Here is an 11,065-nt window from a genome sequence, read left to right as displayed (position 1 = left end):
GCGCGCTCGGCCTTGGCCAAGACCATAGGTCTCGGCCGCAAACCGAAAGAGTCGGAAACGCCGGCGCCGGCGAAGCGGACCGGCAAGAAGGTCGCAGCCTGACTTTATCTCTCGAGGGTCGCTGGAGCGCGCAGCTGCTATCGGCATGATCTGCGCAGCATAGGAAAAGACGGGGGACCAAACCACGCCTTACCTCGCGCTCATTCGCTCTTGCCGGGACGCCGGAGAAAATTTCAGCCAGTCTTCGCACAACCCACGCATCTACAAGGATCGCATCGTTGGCGACTAGGCAGTCAATGGCACGCCACCACCATATCAGTGGCGGATCGGCCGCAGCCCGGCATGAAGCTGCAAGCAAGGCTAATCGGTTCCGTCACCGCGTACTCCAGCTGAACATCGACATCATGTGCGCCAACAGCCCGCAGGCCAAGGGCTGCCTCGAACGCGCCAACCTGACGCTGCCGTCTTGTGAAGAACCTACGCCTGGCGATATCAGCACGATCGACGCGGCGAAACGCCTACGCGGCCGAGTTCGCTATCACTTCGTCTCCGCGCCATGGCGTCCGCTGCATCTCGGCCGAAGCCGCAATCGTCAGCGGCCTCTCGCGCGAAAGGCCCGAGGAGCTTCTTGTTCGCGTCGGGCTTAGCTGCAGTGCGGCCGATCGATGCCCGCACGCTTTTTCGGGAGCGGCCTGGCACGCGCGCCGCTCATGCTGCAGCCGGATCTGCTTGTCGCTGACGAGCGCCGGCGCTCGACGTTTCGATCCAGGCGCAGATCTGCCCTCCTTGCGACAACGCAAAGGAGAGCAAAAATGACCAGCACCATTAACCTCTACAGCGGCCAGCTAGGGCAACAATTTTGGTGGGTGGGTCTTTCGAGACAATGTCGATGCATACACCCAGGTAACGCCTTCGCACATGCGACATGCAATTTGTGCATTGCAATATCTGCGGCGATCGATATGATCCTGTTGTCGGGCCATCTACTCCTCCCAGATGCGATGCCCGGCGCTGAATGCGGTGCACCTCCTCCCGCGCTGCATTTCAAATCGAGCCCGCTGCCACCTCTTCCCGGCAGCGGGCTTTTTCTTTGTATGAGCGGCAATTTTGGGCCATGGCCAGTGTATTGGCTTCTAGTACCTTTCCACAGTGGTTCTGACTCTTTGACCACTTCCGGATAGGCCCGACCCATTTTGGCTCGGGCTTTGTCGGTTGTGAACATCCAATCGATACGAGCTCCGGCAGCGTTTCGCTGGCGCTCCCATGCGGCGATCTCGCTGGTGAGACGCTCGGCATTGTCGATACGTCGATCCAGGCACTGGCCGTTGAGGACGCCGATCTCGATCTCGACCATGTTGAGCCAACTGGCGTGCTTGGGCGTGTAGTGGAATTCCAGACGGCGCAGGATGCGGCGGGCTTCGGCCGGCGGGAAGGCTTCGTAGAGGGCGCCCGCCGTGTGGGTCGACAAATTGTCCTGCACGACGCGAATGCAGCTTGCGTCGGGATAATGGACATCGACGAGGTCGCGCATGCAGTGGGCATAATCTCGTGCGGTGCGCCGCGCGGTGACCTTGACCTTTCGCCAAGGCCGGTTCACGTCAAGAAAGACGAACAGATTGACGGTGCCGTTGCGGCGGTACTCATAGTCGTAGCGCTCCAACTGGCTAGGCTCGGCGGGGATGGGCTGACGAACCTCGCCGATGAGCTGCACCGGGGTCTCGTCGAAGCAGACTACCGGGCGCTTTGGATCGGGCGCTTCGGCATAGAGATCGAGCACGTCTTCCATGCGTGCCACATACTCGCCATTGATCTGGGGAATGCACCACATGTCCCTGCGCCACGGCTTGAGGTGGTTCTCGGCCAGCCGGCGGCGCACCGTCTCGTGCGACAGACTATCGTGATCGGTCAGCTTGACCATGGCGTCGGCAAGCAGTTCCAGCGTCCAGCGGCGTCGGCCCGCAGGCGGGTTCGCGCACGCCGTCGCCACCAGCAAGGCTTCCTCCTTGCCGGTCAGCTTGCGCTCGGCCCCCGGACGCGGCAGTTCGCTCATTGCGTATTCCAGATTGCCCTCCACAAAACGGCGCTTGGTGCGATAGACGGTCGAGCCGCCCACCGCCGCCACCCGGGCAATCTCCTCGTCGCTGCTTCCGGCATTCGCGGCAAGCAGGATTTGGGCTCGCTTGAGCTTACGGGCAGCATGCCTGCCTCCCTTCAGCATGGTGTTCAACTCGTCGCGTTCGGCTTGGCTCAGTTCCACTCGATAACGTATGTTCATTGCGGCCTCCTCGTCGGAGGCACCGGACGAATCCAAAGATGAGTCAAAAATCAGACGCTGCACAGCGGCCCGCCGACAAGGGCTTCACCGAAAAGCAGGGGCAGTACCTGGCCTTCATCTACACCTATTCGCACATGTTTCGGTGCTCGCCCGCCGAAGCCGACATCCAACGCCATTTCCAGGTCAGTCCGCCGTCGGTCCATCAGATGATCGTCACCCTCGAACGCAACGGCCTCATTCGCCGTCAACCCCGCGTCCCAAGAAGCATCGAGATCCTTGTTCCTCCGCAACGCCTGCCCATCCTCGAATGGCTGGAAATCAACCAGTCAACATCACTGTGAAAAGGTACTAGGCGAGGCGAACGCTCCGGACTTCCAGGCCTTTCTTGCCTGCCCATATTCGACGAACACTTTCTGTCCCTCCACAGCGCGCTGAGCCCTGAGCGGGTCAGCTCGGTGGCATGAACGAAGACATCCTTCTCACCGTTATCGGGTGCAAGAAGCCTGGAATGCTTCACGGCCTCATGCTTGGCAAAACTCTCGCCTATGGCCATGTATGCCTTCGCCTCATCACTCATCAAATACGATCGCGACGACCAACGGCTGCACGCCTTTCAGGCATAGTGCGATGCCGCCATTGGCCCCTTGAACGGTCAAGTCGGACACGCGTAACATCGCCATCTGAATTGAGTCTGCTTCATTCGTCCGGGCTAATGTCCGGATTGGTCTGGGTATTTCCCTTGCGTACGGATGCAACCAGCGGCGCGGCGAAGCGCGGTAAATCGTTTGTCCATGTGGCGGAAGCCTCCTGGGGCAAAGGCCTCAGCACCCTGCTGCGTATCGTGCGAATGACGCTGCGCCATCCCTGGCAAGTCGCCATCACCATCGGTTCGACCTTCATTGCCGCGACGCTGCAGCTTTTCATTCCGAGCTTGCTGGGACGCGCCATCGATCAGGCGCAGGGCGTCTTGACTGCTGGGGCTGGTCCTGCGGCAGAGCGCGCGCTGTGGAACACGGCGCTCACGCTGCTCGTCGTCAGCATCCTGCGCGGCCTCTTCACCATGGCGCAGAACTACTATGGCGAGGCCGTCGGCCACCGGACCGGCTATGAACTGCGGCTGGCTTTCTATGAGAAGATCCAGCGCCTGAGCTTCTCCTTCCACGACCGGGTCCATACCGGCGATCTCATCACGCTCGGCCTGCTCGATCTCGACGGCGTGCGCATGTTCTTCTCCACCGGCATCCTGCGCGTCGTGCTGCTCGGCGTGCTGATCGGCGTCGGCGCTTATCTGCTGATCAGTACCGATCTCGTGCTCGGGCTGCTCAGCCTGAGCTTTGTGCCGTTCGTCGCCTGGCGGTCCTCGGTCACGCAGCTGGCGCTGCGCAGCACCTGGCTGACGTTGCAAGAGCGGCTGTCGGTGCTGAGCCGGGTGATGGATGAGAACCTCGGTGGCATCCGTGTCGTGCGTGCTTTTGCGGCGCAGCGGCATGAGCTGGAAAAGTTCGACCGCGCCAAGCAAGATGCGCTGGACCTCGCCAACCAGCGCGTCGGCATCCGCGTCAGCAACACCAGCGCCATGAATTTCTCGTTCCTCGCCGCCATGGGCTTGGTGCTCTGGTTCGGCGGCCAGAAGGTGATTGCGGGCCAGATCAGCGTCGGCACGCTGGCCCAGTTCCTCACCTTCATGACCATATTGCAGATGCCAGTGCGCCAGCTCGGCCTGATGGTCAATTCATTCGCCCGCGCTTCGACCTGCGGCACGCGACTGTTCGAACTGCTGGACACCGAACTCGACATCGAGGACGCGCCCGACGCCAGGGACCTTGTCGTCACTGACGGTGTGCTGCGCTTCGACAACGTCGGCTTCCGCTACGCGGCCGCTGGCCGCCCGACGCTATCCGGGATCTCCTTCGAGGCAAGATCCGGCGAGACCATCGGCATTGTCGGTCCGCCCGGCAGCGGCAAGTCGACCATCGCGCACCTGATCCCGCGCTTCTACGATGTGACGTCAGGCGCCATCACCATCGATGGCCAGGACATCAGCAAGGTCACGCTGCAATCGCTGCGCAAGGCGGTCGGCGTGGTGCAGCAGGACGCATTCCTGTTCACCACCTCGATCGAGAACAACATCGCCTACGGCAATCCATGGGCGCGCGAGACCCGCATCGGGCAAGCCGCCGAGTATGCCCAATTGCACAACTACATCATCGGGCTCCCGGCGGGCTACACCACAGTCGTTAACGAACGCGGCGCGTCGCTTTCCGGCGGCCAGCGCCAGCGCCTGACCATCGCCCGCAGCCTGATGCTGCGGCCATCGGTGCTGGTCTTCGACGATTCCACTGCTGCCATCGACGCCGGCACCGAGCAGCGGATCCGGGCAGCGATGAAACGCTTCGCCAGGGACCGCGTGACGCTCATCATCTCGCACCGGCTGAGTTCACTGATGCATGCCGACCAGATCCTGTTCGTGGAGGGCGGCCGGATCGTCGAGCGCGGCACGCATGAGGAACTGCTGGCGCTGGGTGGACGCTACCGTGCTCTCTTCGACCTGCAGCTGCGGCCGGACGATGACCGACCCGTTGTAACGGGAGCCGCGTGATGTCGACACATAGCGGCGACGAGAAGGAAGACACCAGCGGGCGGCCGACAAAGGCGGTCGTCGGCTCGCACCGCGATGAGGAAGAAGTCTTCGGCAAGGCCTATGATCCGAGCATCCTGCGGCGCATCTGGAGCTTCGTGAAACCGTATCGGGGCCGGATTTTGATCTCGGTCGCCGCGGTCCTGGTGTTCACGCTGACGCAGCTGGCGATCCCGCTGGTCATCCGCTACGCCATCGACCACGGCATGGCGGCGGGCAGGCTCGACCGATCGGTGATGATCTGGGCGACGGGCGCCTTCGCGACGATCATCCTCATCAACTACGGCGCCAGCTATGTGCAGGAGAGCGTCGTCGGCAAGGTGGCCGAAAACGTGCTCTCCGACCTGCGCCGCGCCATGTTCAGCCACCTGCAGCGGGTCTCGCTGAGCTTCATGGACAAGACCGAGGTCGGCCGGCTGATGTCGCGCCTGCAAGGCGACGTGAATTCGATGCAGGAATTCCTTGAAACATCGGTGATGTCGGTGGGCGACATCGTGCTGTTGTTCGGCATCGTCAGCGTCCTGCTCTGGCTCGATTTCCGGCTCGGGCTGCTGACGCTATCGACCATGCCGGTGCTGTTCATCGTGCGCCTGTTCTGGCTGCCGCGCGCCAAGGTCGCCTTCATGGCGGCGCATGAAACCAACTCGATCGCCAACGGTGCGCTGGCCGAAGGCATCCATGGCGTGCGCACGGTACAGAGCCTGGAACGCCAGCATGTCAATTTCGATCTTTATGACGAGAAGGTGCTGGCCAATCTCAACGCCCATCTGAGGTCGGCCAAGTATGCGCAGGTGATGGTGCCGATCGTCGACACGCTGACCGGGTTCGCCATGGCGACAGTCATCGTCGTGGGCGGCTCGATGGTGCTATCGCAAAACCTCGACGTCGGCATCATGGTGGCGTTCCTGTTCTACATCCAGCGCTTCTTCGACCCGATCCGCTCGCTCACCATGCAGTACAGCGTGATGCAGCGCGCCATGGCTTCGGGCCAGCGCATCTCCGAAGTGCTCGACGTGCCGGTGGACGTCAGCGATAAGGACAATGCTGTTAAGCTGTCGCGCGACATGGACGGCTCGGTCGAGTTCAGGAACGTCACCTTCGGCTACCGGCAGAACCTGCCGGTGCTGAAGAACGTTTCCTTTCGCGTCAACCCGGGCGAGACCGTAGCACTTGTCGGCCCGACCGGATCGGGCAAGTCCAGTTCGATGGCGCTGGTGCACCGCTTCTACGATGTCTGGTCGGGTCAGGTCCTGGTCGGCGGGCACGATGTGCGCGACCTGACACAGGATTCGCTCGGAGAGCAGGTGGCAATGGTGCTGCAGGAGCCGTTCCTGTTCTCAGGAACGGTGCTGGAGAACATCCGCTATCATAAGGCCGGCGCCAGCCGCGAGCAGGTGGTCCGCGCCGCACTGGCCGTCGGCGCGCACGACTTCATCGAGAACTTGCCCGATGGCTACGACACCGAACTCGAGCAGCGTGGCGGCAATCTCTCGCTCGGCCAGCGCCAGCTGATCAGTTTCGCGCGGGCGCTGGTGGCCGACGCCAAGATCCTTGTGCTCGACGAAGCCACGGCCAGCATCGATTCCTATACAGAGATGCTGATCCAGAAGGCGCTGATAAAACTGCTGGAAGGCCGTACAGGGCTGGTTATTGCCCATCGCCTGGCCACGATCCGCGGCGCCGACCGAATCATCGTGCTGCAGAACGGCGAGATCGTCGAAAGCGGCAACCACGAACAGCTGATGGCAAAAAAAGGCCTCTACGCCCGTCTCTACAACATGAATTACGCTTCGTTCGACGACATTTCCGAGGAAGAGATGGGAATGGACGCAGCCGTCGGCAAAGCGACGTGAGCAGGCCTCGCGGAGCCGGACAGATAGCCCCTGCCGCGTTCTGCTAAGTGGAAGTAACGACCGTGCACAGAGATTCTGACTGTCTGGCGTTGGCTTGGGAGGCGACGTATTGGGGCTAGAAGCCCCACCGCCGCCGAAGCCGTAAATCGCCGTCCTGTACTTCGCCAGCATGAGCGGACGCCGAGCAGGAATATTTCGCCAAGCCGTCTTTCATAGCAATGGCGATTCAAGCCACCGGGTGCGCGGATCGTTAAAATATCCGCCCATCCTTCTGCAATGTCTCGAGAATGGCAATATCGATCCTGTCGAGCGACATTGTTCGTGCTTCCTGCGAATAGAACGGATTTTGGCGCAAGGAATAGCGATCACCGCGCCCGGCGACAACCGGATACGCAAACACTTGCCGCGCTATTTATGGTTTTATGGTCCACCCGCAAAATCAGAAATTCGAGGAGGAACGAATGCGCGTCGGCTGCCCCCGGGAAATCAAGAACCACGAATACCGCGTCGGCCTGACGCCGGGATCGGTCCGCGAATATGTCGCGCATGGCCACGAAGTGCTGGTCGAGACCGGCGCCGGCGCCGGCATCGGCGCCGACGACAACGCCTATCGCGCCGCCGGCGCCACCATCGCCAAAACGGCCGCCGACGTGTTTGCCAAGTCCGACATGATCGTCAAGGTCAAGGAGCCGCAGCCCAGCGAATGGGTCCAGCTCCGTGACGGCCAGATCCTCTACACCTATCTCCATCTCGCTCCGGATCCGGAGCAGACCAAGGGCCTGCTGGCCTCGGGCGTGACGGCCATCGCCTACGAGACGGTCACCGACGACCGCGGTGGCCTGCCGCTGCTGGCGCCGATGTCGGAAGTCGCGGGCCGCCTGTCGATCCAGGCGGGCGCCACCGCGCTGCAGAAGGCCAATGGCGGCCGCGGCGTGCTGCTCGGCGGCGTGCCCGGCGTGCTGCCCGGCAAGGTCACTGTGCTCGGCGGCGGCGTCGTCGGCCTGCATGCCGCCCGGATGGCGGCCGGCCTTGGCGCCGACGTCACCATCATCGACCGCTCGATCCCGCGCCTGCGCCAGCTCGACGATATCTTCGGCGGCCGCGTCCACACCCGCTACTCGACCGTCGAGGCGCTGGAAGAGGAATGTTTTTCGGCCGACATCGTCGTCGGCGCCGTGCTGATCCCGGGTGCCGCCGCGCCAAAACTCGTTTCGCGCGAAATGCTGTCGGGAATGAAGAAGGGCTCGGTGCTGGTCGACGTCGCCATCGACCAAGGCGGTTGCTTCGAGACCTCGCACGCCACAACTCATGCCGAGCCGACCTATGAGGTCGACGGCGTTATTCACTATTGCGTCGCCAACATGCCGGGCGCGGTGCCGGTCACCTCGGCCCAGGCGTTGAACAACGCGACGCTGCATTACGGTCTGCAGCTCGCCGACAAGGGCCTGAAGGCGATCCTCGACGATCATCATCTGCGCAATGGCCTCAACGTCCACAAGGGCAAGATCACCAACCGCGCCGTCGCCGAAGCGCTCGGCTACGAAATGGCGGAGCCCAAAACGACCCTAGCCGCCTGATATTCCAGGCCCGAAAAGTTTCCTCCTGCCTCGCCCGCCGGTTCCCTGCCGGCGGTTTTTTCTTGGCGATGACTGGCAAGAGGCGTCTTCCCCCTCCCCTTTGCGTCAATCTTGCGGTGCAGCCCGTCGGGGCGAAACGCTGGTCGACGAGGAAGCTGAACGCGCGATCCGAACCTGGACATCGCCAGCCGAAATCCCCGGCTTTTCTGATGCGACGATCACCAGGGCCCCTCCCCGCGCGTTCGACAGCGGAAATGTGGAGAAACCATCCTCACCGCCATTGTCGGGGTAAATCCAAATCGCCCACCTTCGTTGCAAAACTACACTGGCAAGCGCTTTGAGGGAGTTTCGAAATTGCATTGTCTCCAGAGGATCGAGACGTTGATCGATGAGGCCAGCGTGGATGCGATCGATAAGGCGCGCGTTTTGCTGGATCAGTTCGATGGTAGGTCAGAAACACTCGCCCAAGCTATCGATGACTTCCTGCTTGATCTGATGACCCTGGTGTTTGTCGTAGAAACCACCCGCGAGAGGTTCCACAATCCGGCGCGGCGATTGGCGCGTATGAGATTGACCAAGATCAGCCTTTTGTTGGCGCCGTAGTCTGACGTCCCGGTCAGAGAGAGGTCGCACCAGGAAGAAGGCGCCGACTGATTGTCGGCAAATCCGAGCGCACCAAACAGCTACGTTCTCTTGCGGCCGCTGGCCCTGGTGGCGAAAAGACGTGCGCCGAGGAACGCTACGGGACTGGCCAGCGCGATTTTTGAGCCAGCACCGCGTCCGCGAGCCAGGGCCCAAGACTATGTTCGGCCTCCGGCAAGAGCCCGGCGTCGAGCCTCTTCGCATGCCCCGCGTCGATCTTACTTCGGAAGTATTCCCCATGCCGAGCTATTAAGATCGGCGGCGCGCCGGATCGTTGATCGGCGCGTGCTGCATCTGCTCAAGATGTGGCGGGAATGCCCGGTCGAAGAAACCGATGATCGAGGCCGGAAGACACGCACGGCCAAGGTGCGGATCCGCTCAGCCGTATTCAACAGCACGACCTTGTAGCCCTCCAATGTACGGGTAATAGGCGCTGGCGAACACGACGTCGTGACCCCCGGAAGGAGAAGAACGACGATCTTGCGCAAACCCTCAAAAGCGCCGCGCACCAGCGCCATTACGGCGGCCATGGCATCATCGGCCGTAGTAAGCGCGACGGTGGGAATTGCGGGGTTACTCATTGCGACCCGATCTCTACTCAAACAGGGTTCGCCCGTGGATTGGATGCGCCTGTCGGCAAAAAGTTCCCGAACCTGCGATGTTAGGTTGGCCGCTATGCCACTGCTTGGAGCGGCGACTTGTCTGACACCTGCACGCGCGCCGCCGCCGCCAGCAGGTCGGTCTGGGTGATCAGGCCGAGGATGCGCCGCTCGGCATCGACGATGACGACGGCATGGCTGCGGCCGTCTGTGAGCACGGGAAGCAGGCTCATCGCCGGCGTCTCGGGCGAGGCGGTGCCTGCCTTCGAGATCACGCCCTTCACCGTTTCGGTCTTCTGCGTCAGCTCGCGCAACCCCACGGCGCCGGCCAGCCGGCCGTCCGCATCGACCACCGGCAAGGCGCGGATGTTGTGGTCGAGAAGCTGCTTTCGCGCCACGGCGGCGGTGGCAGTTTCCGGCACCGAGATCACGTCGCAGGACATGATGTCCCGGCAAAGCAGCGTTCGGTGCGAGCGCGCCATCGCCTGCAACTCGACCTGGTGCAGCAGCCTTTCGAGGTCGTCGCGGCCAATGTCGAAGGTTTCGTCCAAAGCGGCGAGCGCCGCATCGACGTCCTCGGGCCGAAAGCCGACACGCTCTATCGGCGGGCTGTCCGCGCTGCCGTGATTGTTTGCGGCGGCCACGTGGACATGCGGATAGTTGCGCCGTGACAGAAGGTGGAAAATAAAGCCTAGCGCCACCAGTACGGCCGAGTTCAGCGCTACCGGCACCAACGGGAACAGGAAGGCGAAGCTGAGCACGGCCGGTCCGCCAAGCACGGCCGTCAGCGCCGCGGCACCGCCTGGCGGATGCAAGCAGCGAGTGAACGACATCGTGGCGGTCGCCAGCGCCACAGCGAGGCCCGACGCGATCACCGGATCGTGCACGAAATGCGCCACTGTCACGCCGACCAGTGCAGAGATCGAATTGCCGCCGATAATCGACCAGGGTTGCGCAAGCGGGCTCGACGGCACGGCAAAGAGCAGCACGGCGGAGGCGCCCATAGGGGCCACCAGCAGCGCCACATGCTGGCCGCCGCCCATCGCGAGCCCGCTGATCACGCCGGTCAGCGTGATGCCAATCGTGGCGCCAATGCAGGCGAGCAGCCGCTCGCGTAACGTCGCACCGGCAAGGATCGGAACAAAGAGGCGAAAGGCCATTGTAAGCCCTGGGGCGAGGTGGAATTCTGCGCTGTTCGAAATGCCGCCGAAGCCATGGATTTGAAAGTCAAACCAATCCGAATATTCGCGGCCAGTGGGAATATTATTGCGCGCACCGATTTGTGCGGTCGCCGCCAACGGCTGGTGCTTTTCAAATCGCGTCAGAGCCTGCGCGCGGAGATCTTCTACTGGAATGGATAGTATCGACTTCTCGATCTTCCGGAGGACGAGCGACTGGCAGCTCGTCGTCAACAAGCTGCGTGGCGGCCTGAAGATCGCCGCCGTCAAGGCGCCGGGCTTCGGTGATCGCCGCAAGGCCAT

At 62.4% G+C, this 11,065-nt stretch carries 6 protein-coding genes and 1 pseudogene; 5 read left to right on the top strand and 2 right to left on the bottom strand.

From position 1 onward, the window contains the following. Positions 1-1,156 precede the first annotated feature (1,156 nt). A pseudogene (locus AC0L2A_RS35200) lies at positions 1,157-2,275 on the bottom strand (IS630 family transposase); the annotation flags it as partial. A 38-nt stretch (positions 2,276-2,313) separates the two neighbouring features. On the opposite strand from AC0L2A_RS35200, the gene AC0L2A_RS35195 reads away from it, so the two are divergent. The 5 genes from AC0L2A_RS35195 (at position 2,314) to AC0L2A_RS35175 (ending at position 8,946) form a co-directional block, all read left to right on the top strand. Further along, complete coding sequence (locus tag AC0L2A_RS35195) at positions 2,314-2,616, top strand: LexA family protein (protein ID WP_473612790.1); 303 nt, start codon at positions 2,314-2,316, stop codon at positions 2,614-2,616. A gap of 371 nt (positions 2,617-2,987) precedes the next feature. Continuing rightward, positions 2,988-4,874: an ABC transporter ATP-binding protein gene (locus AC0L2A_RS35190; protein ID WP_473612789.1), complete on the top strand. Its 1,887-nt coding sequence runs from the start codon at positions 2,988-2,990 to the stop codon at positions 4,872-4,874. Continuing rightward, positions 4,874-6,766, top strand: a complete 1,893-nt coding sequence (locus AC0L2A_RS35185; RefSeq protein ID WP_473612787.1) for an ABC transporter ATP-binding protein — start codon at positions 4,874-4,876, stop codon at positions 6,764-6,766. The genes AC0L2A_RS35190 and AC0L2A_RS35185 overlap by 1 nt, the downstream gene beginning before the upstream one ends. Positions 6,767-7,227: 461 nt before the next feature. Next, positions 7,228-8,343, top strand: coding sequence for an alanine dehydrogenase (gene ald, locus AC0L2A_RS35180; RefSeq protein WP_473612786.1), 1,116 nt, complete (start codon positions 7,228-7,230; stop codon positions 8,341-8,343). A gap of 381 nt (positions 8,344-8,724) precedes the next feature. Continuing rightward, complete coding sequence (locus AC0L2A_RS35175; RefSeq protein WP_245485680.1) at positions 8,725-8,946, top strand: hypothetical protein; 222 nt, start codon at positions 8,725-8,727, stop codon at positions 8,944-8,946. A gap of 712 nt (positions 8,947-9,658) precedes the next feature. On the opposite strand, the gene AC0L2A_RS35170 is transcribed toward AC0L2A_RS35175, so the two are convergent. Continuing rightward, positions 9,659-10,744, bottom strand: coding sequence for an HPP family protein (locus tag AC0L2A_RS35170; protein WP_473612785.1), 1,086 nt, complete (start codon positions 10,742-10,744; stop codon positions 9,659-9,661). Between the last annotated feature and the right edge of the window lie 321 nt (positions 10,745-11,065).

This window comes from Mesorhizobium sp. WSM4844, from assembly GCF_055811775.1.
Note: the sequence above shows the minus strand (reverse complement) of the source record. Positions and strands in the feature narration are given on the sequence as shown.

Coding starts and splice junctions, on each gene's coding strand:
- AC0L2A_RS35190 (WP_473612789.1), top strand. CDS start 2,988: ATGTCCGGATTGGTCTGGGTATTTCCCTTGCGTACGGATGCAACCAGC.
- AC0L2A_RS35195 (WP_473612790.1), top strand. CDS start 2,314: ATGAGTCAAAAATCAGACGCTGCACAGCGGCCCGCCGACAAGGGCTTC.
- AC0L2A_RS35185 (WP_473612787.1), top strand. CDS start 4,874: ATGTCGACACATAGCGGCGACGAGAAGGAAGACACCAGCGGGCGGCCG.
- AC0L2A_RS35170 (WP_473612785.1), bottom strand. CDS start 10,744: ATGGCCTTTCGCCTCTTTGTTCCGATCCTTGCCGGTGCGACGTTACGC.
- ald (WP_473612786.1), top strand. CDS start 7,228: ATGCGCGTCGGCTGCCCCCGGGAAATCAAGAACCACGAATACCGCGTC.